The following is an 18918-nucleotide window of genomic DNA, read 5'->3' as shown; positions in this document are numbered from 1 at the left end:
TAAAGGATTATAAATGATAAATTGGCAAAATGTAAAAACTCAATTAATAAATTTTTTAAAAGATGAAGTAGAAAAAACAGGTTTAGAAAAAGTTACAGTAGGATTATCAGGTGGACTAGATTCAGCTATTGTTGCTATACTTTGTAAAGAAGCTTTTGGAGATAACTTAAACTGTGTGTTAATGCCATCTCAGTTTTCATCTCAAAGTTCAAGCGATCACGCAATTGAACTTTGCGAAAAATTTGATATAAAATACGAAATTATTTCAATTACGCCTATGGTGGAATCTTTTATTAACAATATGGATGAAGATAAATTAAGAATTGGTAACTTTTCTGCAAGAATGAGAATGTCAGTATTATATGATGTATCATCACGTGAAAAATCATTAGTAGTTGGAACTTCAAATAAAAGTGAAATATTATTAGGATATGGAACAATTTTTGGAGATACTGCTTGTGCTATTAATCCTATTGGTCAAATGTATAAAAGTGATGAGTTTGAATTTGCAAAGGTTTTAGGTGTTGTTGATTCTATTGTAACAAAAGCTCCTAGTGCTGATTTATGGGAGGGGCAAAGCGATGAAGATGAACTTGGATATTCTTATGCTCAAATGGATGAAGTACTAAAATTACTTGTAGATGAAAATAAAGACAAAAATGAATTAATATCTTTAGGTTTTGAAGAAAAACTAATTGATATGCTAGAATATAGAATAAAATCAAATGCTTTTAAAGGTAAATTACCGACTATTGCAAATATTAAGTGGAGCTAGGGAATGAAAAGAGATATTGCTATTTATAAAGCATCTTTGGATAATGAAGAATTAACGCAAATAAGAAGTGTATTAGAATCAAAAGATGATTTATCAAAAGCTATAGAGTTTGAAGAAAATATGACAAAATTCATAGGCTCTAAGTATGCTGTTGCTACTTCAACATCAACTTCAGCAATACACCTTGCTTTAAGTGCAATAAAACTAAAAAGAGGTGACAAGATTTTAATGTCTGTTAACTCTTTTGTAAATTTACCAGAAGTTGTAAGACACTTTGATGCGGAGCCTATATTTATTGATATTAACATGGAAGATATGAATATTGATGTTGATAAGTTTGAAAAAGCTTTAGCTGAAAATAAATCAAAAAAACTAAGAGGTGCAATTATCACTTTTGTTGGTGGTCAAACTCCTGATTTAGATAGAATTTATGATATTGCAGAAAAATATGGAATTATATTAATAGAAGACTGTAGATCTGCACTTGGTGTTATGTATAAAGGAAAAAGAGTAGGGAATTTAAGAGCAGATATGACTATTTTTTCAACTAATCCATCTAATAGTAAATATGCGATTTCTAGATCTGGTGTGATTATTACAAATAATGAAGATATAGCAAATAGAGCAAAACTTTTAAGAACTCATGCCCTAACAACTACTTATGATAGCTATGGAAACTTAGATTATGTATATGATGTTGTTGATATTGGACATAAATATGACTTATCAGAACTAGATGCAGCATATGCCTTAGCACAACTTAATAAGACAGAAAAGTTTATTAAGAGAAGAAAAGAAATAGCTAAACTTTATGAAAAAAGATTAACAGGTGTTAAACATATTACAATTCCTTCTTACAAAGATGAACATATTTTTACACAACTAATTATAAAAGTTTCAAGAAATAGAGATGCCTTTGCAAGAGCTTTAAAAGAGCGAGGAGTTGCAACTGGACTTAATTATATTCCTTTACATCTTCTATCTTATTATAAAACAAAGTATTCTATTAAAATTACAGCCTTTTCAAATGCTTTAAATAACTATCAGCAAATACTTTCATTGCCAATATATGCAAGTTTAACAGATGAAGAAGTTAACTATGTTTGTGACCAAGTTATTGATGTAGCTTCTGAATGGATTTAAATAAGTTTTGAAACAAAAACTATACTTGTGGATTGAAGATTATCTCTTCTTTCCAAATACTTTACAGCAAATTATTGCTTATCTTTTATTACCTTTAACATTTATTTATATGCTTATTATTTTACTAAAACGTACTTTTGCAAAAGAAGTAGATTTTGGTATTCCTGTTATTTCTATTGGAAATATTATTGTAGGTGGAAGTGGTAAAACACCAATTGCAATTAAATTAGCAAGCTCATATGAAAAGTCATGTGTAATCTTACGTGGATTTGGCAGAGCTTCAAAAGGCTTATATGTAATATCTAAAGAAGGAGAAATCTTAGAAGATATAAGTATTAGTGGAGATGAAGCAATGCTATTAGCTAAGTCTTTAAAACACTCAAGTGTAATAGTAAGTGAAAATAGAATTGAAGCTATCAAAAAAGCAAAAGAACTGGGTTGTAAAATTGTATTTCTAGATGATGGCTTTTCAAAATATAATATTAAGAAATTTAACATTTTACTTCGTCCTAAAAAAGAACCTACAAATTTTTATTGCTTACCTAGTGGTGGATATAGAGAACCTAAAGGTTTATATGCTTATGCTGATTTAGAGTTAAAAGAGGGTGTTGATTTTAATAGAGTTATTACAATTAAAAAAGATGGTAATGAAGCTATTTTAAAAGATAAACTTGTAGTTTTAACTGCAATTTCAAAACCAAAAAGATTACTAGAATTTTTACCAAAAAATACGCAACTTTTAGCTTTTGCTGATCATCATACTTTTACAAATGATGAGATAAAAGAAGTAAAAGAAAAGTATAATGACTATCAAATAATAACAACAGGAAAAGATTTAGTAAAACTAGAAGCTTTTAATATTGAAAATTTATATTTAATGGATTTAGATATTAAAATAGAAGATAGTGTAGATTTTTCTATGATGAAAGAGTATATAAAAACTTATGAATAAAATATATTATTTAGATGAAGAAGCATTATTTCATTTGGATTCAACGAAAAAAACTAACTCTTTTTTATGGAAGATTATGTACAAAAGAGTAAAGAAAAATCTTAATAAAGAGTTGATTAATCCTCAAACCTTAAAAGAAATCATCTTTTCAAAACAAATAGTTGATGAAATCACTTTTAACGCACCTTTACCAAATGTAAGTGTTCAAAAAGGTTCATCTTGGCTTTTAGGTGAGGATGGTAAAGATTACTATATTCCAATTTCATTGAGTTTTTCAAATGATAAAGCAAGGTTTGAGCTTGTATTACTTGATGGTGAAATCGATATAAGAAATGTAGAAATAGGTAAAAATAAAAAAGAAGATATAAAAGTTCTAAAACATAATCCTATGTTACTTTTAAAAAATCTAAAAGTATTAGAATTATGTTTTGAGTTACTATTAGATCAAGTAAGAAGTGCTTGATCTTCTTTCACAATATGTCCTACAAATTTAGACATATTATCTAAAATTTTCTCACCTCGTCTAAATCCTAAAGCACAAGCTTCATAAGCATAAAATACACCAGCTTGGTATGTTACACCATTACTATCAGTATTTAATTCTACATACTCTTGATAAATTGCTTTATGACCTTCGTATTCACCTTCTGTTTGTACATCAATACTTCCATCTTCATTTATGATTTTAGTATTAGCACCTTCTCGTCCAAAACATCTTTTCTCAACTTGTTTTTTACCATCTAATGGTTCAAATGAAGTTTCAAGTAATAAAGGGTGATTTGGGTATAAATCCCAAAGAATTTTCATAAACCCTTTTGATTGAAACATTAAAGTATACGCAGGATTAAAAATAATCGCTTTCTTCTCTTTTATAATATCTGCTAAAACAAGTGCAAGTTCACTTTCATCAATAGCTATGTCTTCCCAAGGAATTAATTTAAACCAAAACTCGAAGCTTTCTTCATCTTTGAAAATACCTTCATCGTTAAAGCCAACTTTATCAATAAATTCAAAATCAGTATTAAACCCTGCTTCATTTGCAATATGTTGTAAAAGTTTAGTAGTATTTTCATCTTCAGCCGAGCTTGAAATTGATGAAAATAGTATTTTCCAACCTAAGTCATTATAATACTCATCAAACTTTTCAATATCAGAATCTAAAGTAATAATTCTTTTAAAATTGTCTTTTAATGCATCATAAAGATTATTAAATTGACTAGCTTCATCTAAGCCATTTGCTTTTAAAAGTGCCCATTGAATAATAGCTGTTTCAAAAAGTGAAGTAGGTGTATCTGCATTAAACTCAATTAGTTTAATAGGTGCTCCATCAAGTCCCCCTGCTAAATCAAATCTTGAATATAAATGCCAATGAACATCATTTTCCCAAGATTCTTTGATTGTTTCAACTAAATTAAAAGGAATATTTATTTCATGAAATAAATCATTTTCAATTACATGTTCACCAGCTTCACAAAACATGTCATATAATTCGTTACAAGCTTCATAATAAGCGTTTGCTTCATTTTCATTTACAACTACAACTTCGTCTGCTATGTATGAAGAATTATCTTCATCCGTATGCCATACAAAACCAATTGATTCTAAATATTCATCTGTTAAGGGTTGTAATTTTTCTAGTTTCATTTCTTAACCACCAAAAAATGAAGATCTAGATTTAGAACTTGAAGAAGATTTATTTCCAAAGAATCCACTTTTTTTACTAGATGATGAAGATTTAGAAGCTGAACTATTAGCTTTACTAAATGAACTTTTTGATTTAGAATAAGTTGAAGGAGATTTATATTGTGCTTTTCTTTGATTTTGGTAATTTTGATTTCCAAATAATTTATTACCAATATATGAACCTAACATTGCTCCTGCAATTGAAGACATTAAAACTCCACCAAGACCCATTCCCGCACTAGCTTCTGCAGAATTTGGATTTGTAAGACCTGAAGTTCCATTATCAATTTTTCGCTCTTCTTCTTTTACAAGGGCATCGATTTCTGCTTTTGTTAAAATCTTTTCAGTCCCATCTGGTTTTCTTAAAACAATAGTTGTTTTTGAAGATGGAAACTCATCTACAATTGCATATTTACCATCTGCTGATTGTTCGATTATAACAAATGCAGCTTGTTTTTGACTTGCATTTGCAAATGCATCACTTTGTCCAAAACCTTGTTGGTTGTTAGACTTATCTTCACAACCAACTAAACCTGAAACTAAAATAGCACCTAATCCCCCAACTACAGCGTAGTTAGATATCTTTTTAATATTATTATTCTTTTTCAAAATTAATAATCCTTTTTTACTTTTTGTTCTTTAAAATTTTAGATATATTACTAAATTCTTGCTATGAGTTTGATGAAGAATATTAACATCTTTTAATCTCTTTCTCATAGCCTCAGAAATAGTATCATCAACTTTTTGTTTTGTAAAATACTCAAAAGCTAAAACTCCTTGATAAAGTAGTCTACCTTCTATACCTATGATTTAATTTTCCTATAATTACACTATATATAGGATTTTATATAAATATATTTATCTACATTAAATTATACTGTATGGGTAGATAAAAAAGGTAAAAAATGACAAGAGAAAAATCTAAAAAATATGTAGGTGTCAATTATCAAACATTACAAAATGGTGATAAAGCATACTGCATAACTTATAAAGAAAAGAAACAATAAAAAAACTTATATTAAATAGTAAGCTATTACCACAAGAAGAAAAAGAAATGATAACTCAATAGGTAAAAAACCTAAACCACCAAGTGGGTTTAGGGGTTTATATTAAATTTTTATTCATATCTTTACTTGTTCCAATATATAAATATTGCTTGTCTGAAACCCAGTCAGAGCCAGTTCCTATATCAGTGGAACAATTATAAAAGAAGTTTATTCGTAAATAAAATAAATCAATCTCAAACCTATATTTTGTATCTATTTCTTTTTTTGTCAATAAGTTATTTTGGGTTGTAATTAAATATCCATTCCCAAGTTTAGAGTTTATAGGGAAGTTTGAATTGATAATTTCTTCATTTATTGAAAAAGTGATAATGAGTTTAGTTTTAAATATCTCTTTATCTAATAGTTCAATTAAATCAGTAGGAACATTAAATCCATATTCACTCAAATCGCAACCTAAAATCTTTACAAAGAATTTATATAAATTTGTTTGCTGAATAGAAAAACTTTCTCCAAATACTTCTTTAAAATTTATCATTCTATATTTATTAATATTAATATAATTTTGTCTTATATAATCTATGAATATATCAAATGACAAATCATAAGCTTGTGTTTTACTATTATTACAATCTTCACATATAACTTGTTTAAATTTCACTTTGTTAGAATTAGGACCAGCTAATTTAGTAGTTTGACCTTCTTTTACATGTCTCATATTTTTATTTTCAAAATCTTCTTTAAAAACATTTTTTAATAATGATTTTTTAATTTTATGCTCTCTTGAATTAGCTATTTTTCCGCATATCCAACAATTCATTTTAATTCTTTTTCAAGTTTATTATTCATAGCTAATCATTCTTTTAACTTTTTCATTTTTATAAATTCCCTCAATTATAACAGATGAAGGAGGAACACCCCAATCGTCAGTTATTAAAGTATCTAGTAAATATTTACCTTTATAACCCATTTCTTCCAATTGATATAATTTATCAATAAAGTTTGAATTCTCTTCCCAAGGTGTTTGCATACTTCCATCAATATTATAAATAGTAATTTTTATCAATTTGTTAATCCTTATTTAAACTCTTTTTTCTATTTTCCTAGCTGTTCCATCTATTACTATTACACTTTTTAAATCAAAACTTTCACTACCTTTTGAAAAATATAATTTAAAGTCTTTTGATGACTTTGGTTTAATTGATATATTATCTTTCTTGTCTAATTTAGATAGAGAACTTATAGAGTTTTTTTCTAATAATACGTAATGGTTATTATCGTCTTTTGAGACACCGTATATTTCATTTATATATAAATCAATACTACCTAGATTTTTTACTGTTATATCATATAAGTGAGCAGTATTAGCTCCACCACTTCCTGTCATTGGGTCATAAGGACTATTCATATTTTTCAAGTTAATATCATAATATTTATTCTTGGTTGAAAAAAAATCAAACTTTAATTCTTTTTCTTTTTTAGAATGATTATATTGTAAAATATTAATTATAATAGCAATAGAAGAAAGTATAGCACCATATATAGCAATGTAAGTAGTTAATGAATTATCCATATTTTAGTTATTCTCAATTATTGATATTTCTTCTTCTGTTAAGCCATATAGTTTATAAACCATGTTATCTATTTCTTTATTTGATTGATTGATTTGATTTTGTAATTCTAAAACTTCTTTTTTATCATTTTCAAAAAGAGCTTTCCAATCATTTTTAAAGTTTCTTTCTTCTAATTTGTCTTTAAATTTTAATTTCTTAGCTTTTTTATATTCTTTAACAAAATCTTCAAATTCTAAAAGTTCAAAAGATTGTAGTTTTTTAGATATTTTTTCAAGTTCTAATTCATTTAAAAAATTCTCTTTTATCTTATTTAGTTTTTTATTTAATTCAAGCATTAAATCAGCTTTTATTATGTAAGGTGTATCATTTTTAATTTTAGGAAAAGTAATCTCTTCCAAATAAGTTGGAGAATATTGAAAGAAACCACCTCTTAATTCAGAACTAATATTTTTTATTAAAAACCAAGTTAAGTTAGAATTTAAAATAGTTAAAAAGTATTTAAGATGAAGTTCTTCATTTTTATTTTTAATTAATCCATAATTATTTGCGTTAAAGAAAGAATTGTTTTCATCAAAAGTAAAATTGGAACCTTCTGAAATAAAAGGAGTAATAAGTTTTTTAGTTTCAAAATTATTAATATTTCTAGCTCTATGTAGTGAATACCAATACTTTGCATTAGTTTTATATCTTTTTTTCTTTTCTATAAATTCTTCTTTGAAGTTTAAAAAATATGAATAAGTAAGTGGAAACTTTATAGATAACTCTTCTTCTGTATATGGTTTTGTAGTATTATTTATATCTAAATAATGAGGGTATATAACATAAAGATCTGTATTAAGTTCATTGTATTTTTTTATATCTTGTCCCTTTAATAATGGCTTTACTATTTCTTTTTCTATTTCAACACATGATTTTAGTCTATTTGAGTAGCCTATAAAAAGGTTTTCTTTAAAAGAACCACTCATCATGTAGATATTATCTCCCATAGTAATATCAACACCTTTAAAATTATCTGAAAATACATTATTGAATTTTTTTGGAAAAGCTTTAACTTTGTTTATAATACTTATAATTTCATTTTTCGTTAAATTCCATTTTTCTGCATTTAATGTATCAAAATTAATATTATCATATTCAAAATTATCAAATATTTCATTAGGTTTCAAATGCTTAAATTTTAATTCTTCATTATTATGTGATAGTGTAATAATACAAGTATATGCTGATGCGTCTTCAAATACCATTTCACTTCCAAAATGTAATAAGTTTTCAACTGCTTTATTTTGTGATAAGAAGTTTCTTATACCTTTTCCTGCATCAACAACTAGGAATTTATGAGGTAAAATATAAGATAATTTACCTTTTTTATTTAACATTTTAAAACTCATTTCTAAAAATAAAGCATATAAATCATATTTACCTGTTGCACTTACATATTTTTCTTCATAAAGAGAAGTTTCATTTTCATAATTAGATTTTAAACCTTGAACTCTTACATAAGGAGGGTTACCAATTACAATATCAAAACTTCCTTTTTCAAATGGCATTTTTAAAAGTGAATTTGCACAAAGTATTTTATCTGCTAACTTTGTAAGTGGTCTTCCTTTTTGAGCAGTTCTCAACCATAAAGATAATTTAGCAATTTCTACTGCGTCTTCATTTATATCTACACCATATAAATTATGTTCTAATACACTTTCTTCTACTGTATAAGAAGAGAATAAATCTCCCATAAGAGCTAAATCATTTTGAAGTTGGTTATGTTCTTTTATTAGGTGTTCTAATGCTTGATTTAAAAATGCTCCACTTCCACAAGCAGGGTCAAGTATTTTTAGATTAAATAACCAATCTTTATAGCTTTCTAAATTGTCTTTTGTTTTCTGTTCTGTTTTATTTAATTTTTTTAGATTTTTCGGTGCAATAACATTTGTAATTTTTAACTCTTCTCTTTTTTCATTACACATTTTTCCAAGAGTATTATCTACTATATATTTTGTAATATATTCAGGAGTATAAAATACACCGTCTTTTTTTCTTTTTGATTTAGTTTTATCAAAATCAGTATTATCTATATTTGATTGCATTTCTTCTAAGTCTGTTAATGACTGCTCAAAGATATGTCCTAAGATATTTACAGATACTTCACTTTCAAAGTCATAATCACTTAATTTTTGAGCTTCTAAATCTAATATTTCATTATCAATTACAAGACTATCAAGTTGAGTATCATTAGCAAATAATCCACCATTATATTTTGGAATATCTAATTTACTATTTCCCTCATTGATAGCTTTGAAGTAGAACTTATATATATCAAAAAGTTTATAATCTGTGAATTTCTGATTAATAAACTCTTCTCTAATCTCTTTTATTGTGTTTGCAGTTAATAATCCTCTATCTTCTGCAAATAGAATAAATATAATTCTATCACATAGCTTTTGAGTAAGTCTTAATGCTATTGTTTTATCAAGTTCTATATTGTTTTTAACAATATTTCCAAATAAATGATTTCTAAATTGTGAGAAGTCTTTATATAACTCTTTTGATACTTCTGCTTCAAAATTTGCTGTTTTTTCTTTTATCTTTAAAGGTATATTTTCTTTAATACTTTCATATGATAAAAGTAAATGAAGTTTTTTAAAATCTTCATAACTTAGGTTAAAAAGTGAAAACTTTTCATAAGAAGTTTTTTTATCAATATAAAATCTTAGTTCATCAAAGTTTGAGATTATTATATATTTTGAGTTTGAATGTGAATTATGATAATTAAAAGCTTGTGCTTCAATTTTATCAAGATTTTTTGTATCTTGTGCTTTTAACTCAATTACTCCAATAACTTCATTATTTAGATATATAACACCATCAGCTTTCTTTGCGTCAGTTTCATTTTTCTTTTCTCTTTCTAAATTAAAATTAGAAGGGTCTGTCATATCAAGGGTATAACCTAAACAAGACTCAAAAATATCTTTTAAGAAACCATCTTGATATTTCTCTTCTTTTACTGTTTTAATATAATCTACTTTTGATAAAAACTTTTGAAACTCTGCCCACCTAATAGCTACTAAACTTTCGTCTTGTGAAAAACTTTTTAATACTGACTTTTGAAACATTGACATTACAATAAAACCTTATAAATATTATTAATAGTTATTATTTTATCTAAATTTAGCAAAATAATAACTATACTATTAATTAAATATTGGATATCAAATTACTTGTTCTGATTTCTTTTATTTTTATAATATTTTTCTATATCTTCCTAGATTTTCTCCTAATAATTCTATACTATTTACAATCACTATTGGTATTAGTTTCTCAATATTTGGTTCTCCAAATTTATAAATAGTAGTAAGTAAAAAAGTTTGATGCAAGGGTAGATATGGTGTAGATAAGTCAATGTTATGACTTATCTTTTAATCCCTTTCTCATAGCCTCAGAAATAGTATTATCAACTTTTTGTTTTGTAAAATATTCAAAGGCTAAAACCCCTTGATAAAGTAGCATATCCTCTCCGTCTTTTATTTCAAGACCATTTTCTTTTGCAAGAGCTAAAAAGGGTGTAATTTTTCCATAAACGCAATCAAAAGCATATTTTGCTGTTTTAAATACATCTTCTAAAAGCTTTTTATCACAAGGTAAATAATCATCTTTAAGTCCTGCGCTTGTAGAGTTTACAACTAAATCAAACTCTTTTATTTCAAAGTTATCCCAAGAGTATGAAGTGATATTTTCATTTTTAAAAAACTCTAGTTTTCCTTCGCTTCTATTTAAAACTGTTACCTCAATATTTTTTTCTTGTAAGGCAAGAGCAATGGCTTTAGCAGTACCACCAGCTCCTAGTAATAAAACTGATTTTATTTTACCAAATGATTCTATTGCTTTTAAAAATCCAGGTGCATCAGTATTATAAGCAATTACTTTTCCATTTTCATTTATATAGGTATTTACAGCTTGTATTTTCTTTGCTATTCCTCTTACTTCATCTGCATTTGCAAAGGCATGTTCTTTGTGTGGAACTGTAATATTTGCGCCTTCATATGAGTTTTTTATAAACTCTTCTTTTATAATACTTCCATCTTCTAAGTGATGTTTATCATAGTTTCCATCATAATTAAGTGCTTTAAATCCTGCATTTTGCATTTGTGGAGATTTTGAATGAGATACAGGGTTTCCAAAGATTACGAATTTTTCCAATGTTTTTCCTTTTATTTTTTTACTATTAAATTAAATAGAGGATATTCTTTTTCATTTCTATAATGTGTATATATTAATTTATAAGAAATAAGTTTAAGTCCTACTTCTTCAATTAGTTTTAGTAAGGTGTTTTTTTCATAACCAAAATGTTCAACACCATCATTTTTATGTTTTGCATGAAAAGTTCCATCTTCTTCATATAAGTCATTTATACAAATAATTCCATCAGTTTTTATTGCATCTTTACATTTTCTTAGAAACATCTTTGTGTCTTTGATATGATGCATTGTCATTGATGAAATTACTAAATCAAAATTATTTTTTGGTAGTTCTTCTTCATTCATATTATGTTTAATTGCTTTTATATTCTCACAATCAAGCTCTAAAGCTTTTTTATTAAATATTTCAACCATCCCATCAGAATAATCCATCCCAATAACATTGTTTGTTTGATTATTTAAAGCAAAAGATATAAAACCTGTACCACATCCATAATCTAAGATATTTGCATCTTCTTTTAAATCTATTTTTGAGAGTAGGTCTTTAACACAAGTATCTGAGCTTTCCATACTTGATTGTTTTTTATCCCATGTTTTTGATGCTTCATCAAATCTATTCATTCCAATCCCTTTTAAAAAATGGTATTATATCAAAATTTACTTTTTAAATAGGCTTTTATATGAATGATTTTATATGTACTTTTACAAACACTGATGATGGTAATTTAGCTTATCATGTGGGAGATGTCAAAGAAAATGTTGATAAAAATAGAAATAAACTTGCTAAAAGATTGGGATATAATCCAAATGATTTAGTTTCAATGAATCAGACTCATGGTAATAATGTTCAAATTGTAAACTCAAGTTCCCCTAAAATTATTGATGATTGTGATGGTTTAATTACTAATGAAAAAGATTTACCATTAATGGTAATGGTAGCTGATTGTATACCAATACTTTTACATGATGAAAAAAAAGGTGTAATAGCAGCACTTCATGCAGGACGAAACTCAACTTTTCTAAAAATTGTTGAAGTTGCAGTAAATAAAATGAAAGAAGAGTTTTCTTGTAATCCTAAAAATATAAAAGCTATTATGGGTCCAAGTATTCAACAATGTTGTTATGAAGTAAGCCCTGAGTTAGTAAACATTGTAAAAACATCATTTGGAAAAGAGTTTATTAATGGAAGAAACATTGATTTACAAGGAATTAATAAATCGATTTTATTAAAGAATGGAGTTGAAAATATCATTGTTGCCAATATATGTACAAAATGTACAAGTAAAGTACATTATTCTTATAGAAAGAACTCCAAAACTGGAAGATTTGCGGGAATTATTAAATTATAAATATATAATTCAAAAAATCTATATTATAAATATATTATATTTATAAAAAAATAATATAAGTTAGAATTATATTTTTTAAACTACAAAGCCTAACTATCAATACATGTAAGAAAACTTAAGAGATTTTAGAAATTTAAATATATTAAGTATAGATTAAAAAAATATACTAATATTTTTTGATTACATAACTTTTACATAAATAGCTTAAAAGATGCTTTATTGATGATAATATCCATTTTTTTATTTTATTTAAGTTTCTTTTTGTTACTATTTGAGCACTTAGAAAATTAGCAGAAATTTAAAGGATTATAATGAGTAATAAGGTTACAAAAAATGAAGCATTAGATTATCACAGGGTACCAACACCTGGAAAAGTTGCTATTAAAGCAACTACAAGATTAGAATCACAAAGAGATTTATCTTTAGCATATTCTCCAGGTGTTGCATTTCCATGTGAAGAAATACAAGCTAATCCAGAATTAGCTTATGAATATACTTCAAAAAGAAACTTAGTTGCAGTTATTTCAAACGGAACAGCTGTTTTAGGTCTTGGTAATATTGGAGCAATAGCTTCAAAACCTGTAATGGAAGGAAAAGCTGTATTATTCAAAAAGTTTGCCGCAGTTGATTCTTTTGATATTGAAGTTGATGAAACTGATGTTGATAAATTTTGTGAAATTGTAAAAGCTATTTCTCCTACTTTTGGTGGAATTAACCTAGAAGATATAAAAGCTCCTGAGTGTTTTGAAATTGAAAGAAGATTAATTGAAGAACTTGATATTCCTGTTATGCATGATGACCAACACGGAACAGCAATTATTACAACAGCTGCACTTATGAATGCTGCTGAAATGATGGGTAAAAAACTTGAAGACATGAAAGTTGTAGTTGTAGGTGCTGGTGCATCAGCAGTTGCATGTTCAACTATGTACAAAGGTGCAGGTATTAAAAACCTAATCATGTGTGATTCAAAAGGTGTAGTACATTCAGGAAGAAGTGATTTAAATAAATATAAACAAGATTTTGTAACTTCTGAAGCTACAACTATGGAAGAAGCGTTTACAAATGCTGATATGGTTTTAGGATTATCAAAACCTGGAAGTTTTACTAAAGAGCTTATTGCTTTAATGGCAGAAGAACCAATTGTATTTACTTTAGCAAATCCTACACCTGAACTTTTCCCTGAAGAAGTAAGAGAAGTTAAACCAAAAGCAATTATTGGTACAGGAAGATCAGATTTCCCAAATCAAGTAAATAATGTATTAGGTTTCCCTTTTATTTTTAGAGGTGCTTTAGATGTGCAAACTAAAAAAATTAATATGGAAATGAAAATAGCAGCTGCAAAAGCAATTGCTGAATTAGCTAAACAACCTTTATATCCTGAATTAAAAGTATTATTTGGAGATTTAACTTATGGAAGAGACTATATTATTCCAACTCCATTTGACAAAAGATTAATGGTTGAAGTATCAGCTGCTGTTGCAAATGCTGCAGTTGAAACTGGAGTTGCTAGAGTTAAAGAGTTTAACTTAGAGCAATACAGAGAAAAACTTTCACATATGGTTTAATTTTAGTAGAGAAATCAAGATGAATACTTTGTATAGTATTCATCTTAGATTTTTTGTAGCTTTAAATATTAGACATTTTATCATTTGATAGAATTATTTTATGTTTATACATATCAGCTTTAATTACAATATCAGAATATTCAACTGGTATATTATTCTTATCAAAAGATAATCTGTGTAAAGATAGTAATGAAGCATTTTCTTTAATACCTAGTTTTTTAGCTTCTTCTTTAGAAGCATCTTTAGCTTCTACTGTTTCTTCTGCATTATAAAATTCAATTGAATATTCATCTTTTAAAAATGTATATAAAGATTCTATATTAAATCTTTCTTTTAAATTAGGAACTTTTTTAATATCTAAATAATTAAGCATTAACGCAAAGGGTTTATTATCTAAATATCTTTGTCTTTTGATACATAAAAGAGTTTCGCAGTTTATTAATTGTTTAACATAATGATCTTCTTTTATTATTTCAAATTCAATTGATTCAGTTGTTAATTTATGATTTTGTTTTGATAGTCTTTGAGTTAAAGAGCCAATAGAGTTTGCATCATAAAGAATTTTTTGTTCTTTAACAAAGGTACCTTTTCCTTGTTTTTTTATAACAATATTATCTTTTTCTAGCTCTTCAATGGCTTTTCTTATAGTTATTCTACTAACTTTGTATATTTCTTCTAGTTTTAGTTCAGTGGGTATTAAATCTTTAGGACTGTAGTTTTCTCTTATATCTTTTTCTAATTTATTTCTAAGCTGTATATATAACGGAATTCCATTTTTATTAAACAATTGTTAACTCCTCTCTTATATATTTGATAACTTGTCATTAGATAAGATAATTTTATGTTTATACATATCTCCTCTAATTATAAGATTTGAATATTCTATAGGTTCATTCTTTTGATTATAAGAAAGTCTTTTTAAAGATAATAAAGGTGAACCTTTTTCAATATTTAGTTTTTTTGCATCATCATCATTTGCAATCATTGCTTCAACAATTTCTTCAGCATTATGGAATTCAATATTATATTCTTTTTTTAAGAAAGCATATAAAGATTCAAGATTCATTTTTTTATCAATATCTGGTACAGTATTAACATCAAAATAATTAAACATTAATGCAAAAGGTACTTCATCTAGTAATCTTGTTCTTTTTATACATAACAATTTCTTACAAGATAACATGTCTTTCACAAAATGTTCTTCTCTTTCTTCTATTATTTCAAATGAAATTGATTTAGTAGTTAGCAAGTGCTTTTGTTTTGAAAGTCTTTGTGTTAGAGAACCAATAGAGTTTGCATCATAAAGAATTTTTTGCTCTTTAACAAAAGTACCTTTACCTTGCTTTTTGATAACTATATTATCTTTTTCTAACTCTTCTATAGCTTTTCTAACAGTAATTCTACTTAGCTTATATTTTTCTTCTAGTTTACCTTCAGCAGGAATAATATCATTAACTTTATAATTTAACTTTATGTCTTCTAAAATTTTTTCTTTTAGTTGAAGATAAAGTGGTATTCCATTTTTAGCAAACAAACTGTAGGATCCTTTAATTTAGAATTATTATTAATTATAATACATCATAGACTTTTAAAGTGTACTTAATATAATATTATAACGTTATATATCTTTATTTAAAATTGATAATGCTTCTAGTCGTTCATTATCTAAAGTTTCTTCATCCCAAGATAATGCGTCTTTTAGAATTGTTAATACTTCTTCTAAAATTTCAATTGAAGCTTTTTTATCAATAAGAGATAATGAAGTTCTTCTAACTAAAAAATCTAGAGGTTTTTTTACAAATTCATATTTTATAGAATATAAAACTTCTGCATTAGTTAAGCAATATTTAGGATGTAGTTTTTGAATTTTATTTGTACTTTGTGCTACTAGTAATGCTTTATCACCATACATTTTAATTAGATATTCTTTGATATCTTTTTCAACAAAGTCAATTTTTAAATTTTCACTTTGTATCTCGCTTCCAATTAATTTTAGTTCTTTAGTTTTACATTTAATATCTGACAAATTAAATTTATTAATAGTATAGTCAACTACTTCTTCTGCCATTTTTCTATATGTTGTCCATTTTCCTCCAATAATACTGATAAGACCAGAATTTGAACTTGTTATAATATGATCTCTTACAATACTTTTTGTAGAACTACTTTTAGGTGCAGAGACTAAAGGTCTTATTCCAGACCATGAAGATAATATTTCGCTTTTATCAATCTTTAAATCAAAATATATTTCTAAATGTTCTAAAATATAGTCTAAATCTTTTTGTGAAACTTCTGGGTGTTCGCTTAAAATTGTTTTTTCATCAGTTGTTCCAACTAAACATTTTCCCATCCATGGCAAAATAAAAAGAACTCGACCATCTTGCGTTTTTGGTATCATTAATCCTTCGTTTGATGGAAGATATTTTTTATCTAATACAATATGAACTCCAGAACTTAAATCTAGCATTTTTGCAGCTTCTTTATCATCCATTTTCCTAACTTTATCAGAAAAAGCTCCTGTAGCGTTTATAATAGATGTTGAATTATAAGTATAAGTCTTTCCTGTAATTTTATCTTCCATCTCTAATCCAGAAATTTTATCATTTGTATATATGAAAGATTTAACTTCACTATAGTTTTTACAAATTGCACCATATTTTTCTGCTGTTTGCAGTAGTGTTATATTTAATCTAGAATCATTGAAACTACCATCATAGTATTTAATTCCTCCAACTAATCCTTTCTTTTTTATGGTAGGAAAGGTATTAATCATATCATTTTTAGATACTACAGATGTTCTTCCTAATCCTCTTTTCCCGGAAATAAAATCATATAAGAATAATCCTGTAAACATATAAGGTATTTCCCACCATTTATATAAAGGAGTAACTAATGTTAATCTTGTACATAAATGAGGAGCATTTTTTAAAAGTCTTGATCTTTCTTTAAGACCTTCCTTCACCAAATTAAACTGATCTTTATCTAGTTTTTTGACAGCAGCTTCTAAATAACGTACACCACCATGAACCATTTTTGTACTTCTTGAACTTGTACCTTCTGAAAAATCATTTTTCTCTAATAATAATGTTTTAAATCCTCTTGATGCAGCATCTAATGCAATACCACTTCCTGTTGCTCCACCACCAATAATTATAATATCAAATTGTTCATTACTCATTTTTTTTTCCTCTTATTATAAGGTTATAATGTTATGTCAGTCATTATAAGGTTATATCTATAAAAAGAATCTTAAACTGAAATATATACTGAATAAATTAGAAGAAAAAGCATCAAATAGAGTTTTTAATTTCAATTTTATCTCTTGATTTTTTTTAAACACTTTATAAGTTTAAATCTCTAAGGGGCCTTAAAATGGGGATGCTATTTTAATGTTACGTTTTAATTTGACAAAAGAAAACTATAATTCGTAGTAAAGGACATTAAATTTAAGGTTAATTTAAAAATCTATACGTCACTATATTAACAACATTATAATGTTATGACATAAATATATAAATTGTATGTATGTGATCTTTATAAGTATACAATTTATAAAATTTAAAAGGAGTAAAGTTAATGTCCTTAGAACTAAAAAATATATCTATGAGTGTAGATGGACAAAAACATATATATGACATTAATATAACACTTAAAAAAGGTACGATGAATGTGTTATTAGGTCGTACATTATCTGGTAAAACTACATTAATGAGAATTATGGCAGGTCTTGATGTTCCTACAAAAGGCAAAATTTTTTGGGAAGGTAAAGACGTTACAGGAATGAGAGTTCAGGATAGAAAAATTGCAATGGTTTATCAACAGTTTATTAACTATCCTTCAATGAGTGTATATGATAATATCGCTGCTCCTCTTAGAATTATGAAAAAAGATGAGAGATTCATTGATGAAGAGGTTAAAAAAACAGCTAAATTAATGAGGCTAGAGAATATGTTGGATAGAAAACCAAATGAACTTTCTGGTGGTCAACAACAAAGATGTGCATTAGCTAGATCACTTGTAAAAGGTTCTGGTCTTGTATTATTAGATGAACCCTTAGCAAACCTTGATTATAAATTAAGAGAAGAACTAAGAGAAGAAATTCCAAAAATGTTTGAAGAATCAGGTGCAATTTTTGTATATGCGACAACAGAACCAGAAGAAGCATTATTATTAGGTGGTAATGTTGCAACATTATGGGAAGGAAGAATTACTCAGTTTGATGAAACAGCAAAAGTTTATCATACTCCTAATAATGCAACTACTGCAAAAGTTTTTTCTAATCCATCAATGAACTTTTTAGATATAAGAAAAGAGGGTGATTATATTTATTATGGAAATAATGAAAAAGCTCCTGCAACTGATGTTTTAAAAAGATTATCAGATGGAAAGTACTTAGCTGGTTTTAGACCAAATCATTTAGAACTTAATAAGCATGCAGGTAATGCAATTAAGTTTTCAACACATTTAGATGTGACAGAAATTACAGGTTCAGAAACTTTTTTACATATGCATCATGATGATGATAATTGGATAGGTTTAGTTCATGGTGTTCATGATTTAGAATATAATACTAATTTGTCTGTGTATTTAGATACACGTCATATTTTTATTTTTGCAACAGATGGTGAACTTATTGAAACAGCATCTTATGTGCAAGAAAGATAGAAGGAGAAAAAA

Annotated in this window: 18 protein-coding genes; 7 read left to right on the top strand and 11 right to left on the bottom strand. The window is 26.4% G+C overall.

All coding sequences use genetic code 11. The annotated features are described in order from the left end of the window. The first annotated feature begins 13 nt into the window (after positions 1 to 13). The 4 genes from LPB137_RS08150 to LPB137_RS08135 are packed head-to-tail and all read left to right on the top strand — an operon-like array spanning position 14 to position 3333. Positions 14 to 775: an NAD+ synthase gene (locus LPB137_RS08150; RefSeq protein WP_076086864.1), complete on the top strand. Its 762-nt coding sequence runs from the start codon at positions 14 to 16 to the stop codon at positions 773 to 775. A 3-nt stretch (positions 776 to 778) separates the two neighbouring features. Next, positions 779 to 1918, top strand: a complete 1140-nt coding sequence (locus LPB137_RS08145) for a DegT/DnrJ/EryC1/StrS family aminotransferase (RefSeq protein ID WP_076086861.1) — start codon at positions 779 to 781, stop codon at positions 1916 to 1918. Positions 1919 to 1925: 7 nt separating this feature from the next. Further along, positions 1926 to 2870, top strand: a complete 945-nt coding sequence (locus tag LPB137_RS08140; RefSeq protein ID WP_076086858.1) for a tetraacyldisaccharide 4'-kinase — start codon at positions 1926 to 1928, stop codon at positions 2868 to 2870. Beyond that, positions 2863 to 3333, top strand: a complete 471-nt coding sequence (locus LPB137_RS08135) for a hypothetical protein (RefSeq protein WP_076086855.1) — start codon at positions 2863 to 2865, stop codon at positions 3331 to 3333. Before LPB137_RS08140 ends, LPB137_RS08135 begins: the two co-directional genes overlap by 8 nt. Here the strand turns inward: LPB137_RS08135 and LPB137_RS08130 are convergent. From LPB137_RS08130 to LPB137_RS08095, 8 genes are all read right to left on the bottom strand, one after another. After that, complete coding sequence (locus LPB137_RS08130; protein ID WP_076086852.1) at positions 3315 to 4514, bottom strand: glutathionylspermidine synthase family protein; 1200 nt, start codon at positions 4512 to 4514, stop codon at positions 3315 to 3317. The genes LPB137_RS08135 and LPB137_RS08130 overlap by 19 nt on opposite strands. Positions 4515 to 4517: 3 nt before the next feature. Continuing rightward, positions 4518 to 5162 carry a UPF0323 family lipoprotein gene (locus LPB137_RS08125; protein WP_083657187.1) on the bottom strand — a complete coding sequence of 215 codons (645 nt, stop codon included), beginning with the start codon at positions 5160 to 5162 and terminating at the stop codon, positions 4518 to 4520. 495 nt (positions 5163 to 5657) lie between these two features. Further along, positions 5658 to 6377, bottom strand: coding sequence for a hypothetical protein (locus tag LPB137_RS08120; RefSeq protein ID WP_076086846.1), 720 nt, complete (start codon positions 6375 to 6377; stop codon positions 5658 to 5660). Between the two features lie 21 nt (positions 6378 to 6398). Next, the gene (locus LPB137_RS08115) at positions 6399 to 6623 is read right to left on the bottom strand and encodes a hypothetical protein (protein ID WP_076086843.1); all 225 of its coding nucleotides are present in this window, start codon (positions 6621 to 6623) and stop codon (positions 6399 to 6401) included. A 15-nt stretch (positions 6624 to 6638) separates the two neighbouring features. After that, positions 6639 to 7130, bottom strand: a complete 492-nt coding sequence (locus LPB137_RS08110; protein WP_076086840.1) for a hypothetical protein — start codon at positions 7128 to 7130, stop codon at positions 6639 to 6641. Positions 7131 to 7133: 3 nt separating this feature from the next. Next, positions 7134 to 10247 (bottom strand): Eco57I restriction-modification methylase domain-containing protein, encoded by a 3114-nt coding sequence (locus tag LPB137_RS08105; protein WP_076086837.1) that lies wholly within the window; start codon positions 10245 to 10247, stop codon positions 7134 to 7136. A 283-nt stretch (positions 10248 to 10530) separates the two neighbouring features. Further along, positions 10531 to 11325, bottom strand: a complete 795-nt coding sequence (locus tag LPB137_RS08100) for a shikimate dehydrogenase (protein WP_076086834.1) — start codon at positions 11323 to 11325, stop codon at positions 10531 to 10533. A gap of 11 nt (positions 11326 to 11336) precedes the next feature. Further along, positions 11337 to 11945: a class I SAM-dependent methyltransferase gene (locus LPB137_RS08095; RefSeq protein ID WP_076086831.1), complete on the bottom strand. Its 609-nt coding sequence runs from the start codon at positions 11943 to 11945 to the stop codon at positions 11337 to 11339. A 59-nt stretch (positions 11946 to 12004) separates the two neighbouring features. On the opposite strand from LPB137_RS08095, the gene pgeF reads away from it, so the two are divergent. Both pgeF and LPB137_RS08085 read left to right on the top strand, forming a co-directional pair. After that, positions 12005 to 12673, top strand: coding sequence for a peptidoglycan editing factor PgeF (gene pgeF, locus LPB137_RS08090; RefSeq protein ID WP_076086828.1), 669 nt, complete (start codon positions 12005 to 12007; stop codon positions 12671 to 12673). A 311-nt stretch (positions 12674 to 12984) separates the two neighbouring features. Continuing rightward, on the top strand, positions 12985 to 14241 hold the full coding sequence (locus LPB137_RS08085) for a malic enzyme-like NAD(P)-binding protein (RefSeq protein WP_076086825.1): 1257 nt from the start codon (positions 12985 to 12987) through the stop codon (positions 14239 to 14241). Between the two features lie 61 nt (positions 14242 to 14302). On the opposite strand, the gene LPB137_RS08080 is transcribed toward LPB137_RS08085, so the two are convergent. The 3 genes from LPB137_RS08080 to LPB137_RS08070 all read right to left on the bottom strand — a co-directional run bounded on the left by LPB137_RS08080 (position 14303) and on the right by LPB137_RS08070 (position 17419). Further along, positions 14303 to 15028: a GntR family transcriptional regulator gene (locus LPB137_RS08080; RefSeq protein ID WP_076086822.1), complete on the bottom strand. Its 726-nt coding sequence runs from the start codon at positions 15026 to 15028 to the stop codon at positions 14303 to 14305. A 15-nt stretch (positions 15029 to 15043) separates the two neighbouring features. Continuing rightward, a complete protein-coding gene (locus LPB137_RS08075; RefSeq protein WP_076086819.1) occupies positions 15044 to 15775 on the bottom strand; it encodes a GntR family transcriptional regulator in 732 nt (243 codons plus the stop codon). An 84-nt stretch (positions 15776 to 15859) separates the two neighbouring features. Then, a complete protein-coding gene (locus LPB137_RS08070) occupies positions 15860 to 17419 on the bottom strand; it encodes a glycerol-3-phosphate dehydrogenase/oxidase (RefSeq protein WP_076086816.1) in 1560 nt (519 codons plus the stop codon). 398 nt (positions 17420 to 17817) lie between these two features. On the opposite strand from LPB137_RS08070, the gene LPB137_RS08065 reads away from it, so the two are divergent. Further along, positions 17818 to 18906, top strand: a complete 1089-nt coding sequence (locus tag LPB137_RS08065; protein WP_076086813.1) for an ABC transporter ATP-binding protein — start codon at positions 17818 to 17820, stop codon at positions 18904 to 18906. Positions 18907 to 18918: the final 12 nt, after the last annotated feature.

It is taken from the genome of Poseidonibacter parvus (assembly GCF_001956695.1).
GTDB lineage: Bacteria > Campylobacterota > Campylobacteria > Campylobacterales > Arcobacteraceae > Poseidonibacter > Poseidonibacter parvus.
The sequence above is the reverse complement of the archived record's forward strand: the minus strand, read 5'-3'. Positions and strand labels throughout refer to the sequence as shown.

Bases quoted from the DNA above. Each gene is read 5' to 3' on its own strand.
- LPB137_RS08085 (WP_076086825.1), top strand. From the start codon at position 12,985: ATGAGTAATAAGGTTACAAAAAATGAAGCATTAGATTATCACAGGGTA.
- LPB137_RS08120 (WP_076086846.1), bottom strand. From the start codon at position 6,377: ATGAATTGTTGGATATGCGGAAAAATAGCTAATTCAAGAGAGCATAAA.
- LPB137_RS08130 (WP_076086852.1), bottom strand. From the start codon at position 4,514: ATGAAACTAGAAAAATTACAACCCTTAACAGATGAATATTTAGAATCA.
- LPB137_RS08105 (WP_076086837.1), bottom strand. From the start codon at position 10,247: ATGTCAATGTTTCAAAAGTCAGTATTAAAAAGTTTTTCACAAGACGAA.
- LPB137_RS08070 (WP_076086816.1), bottom strand. From the start codon at position 17,419: ATGAGTAATGAACAATTTGATATTATAATTATTGGTGGTGGAGCAACA.
- LPB137_RS08095 (WP_076086831.1), bottom strand. From the start codon at position 11,945: ATGAATAGATTTGATGAAGCATCAAAAACATGGGATAAAAAACAATCA.
- LPB137_RS08135 (WP_076086855.1), top strand. From the start codon at position 2,863: ATGAATAAAATATATTATTTAGATGAAGAAGCATTATTTCATTTGGAT.
- LPB137_RS08110 (WP_076086840.1), bottom strand. From the start codon at position 7,130: ATGGATAATTCATTAACTACTTACATTGCTATATATGGTGCTATACTT.
- LPB137_RS08065 (WP_076086813.1), top strand. From the start codon at position 17,818: ATGTCCTTAGAACTAAAAAATATATCTATGAGTGTAGATGGACAAAAA.
- LPB137_RS08145 (WP_076086861.1), top strand. From the start codon at position 779: ATGAAAAGAGATATTGCTATTTATAAAGCATCTTTGGATAATGAAGAA.
- LPB137_RS08150 (WP_076086864.1), top strand. From the start codon at position 14: ATGATAAATTGGCAAAATGTAAAAACTCAATTAATAAATTTTTTAAAA.
- pgeF (WP_076086828.1), top strand. From the start codon at position 12,005: ATGAATGATTTTATATGTACTTTTACAAACACTGATGATGGTAATTTA.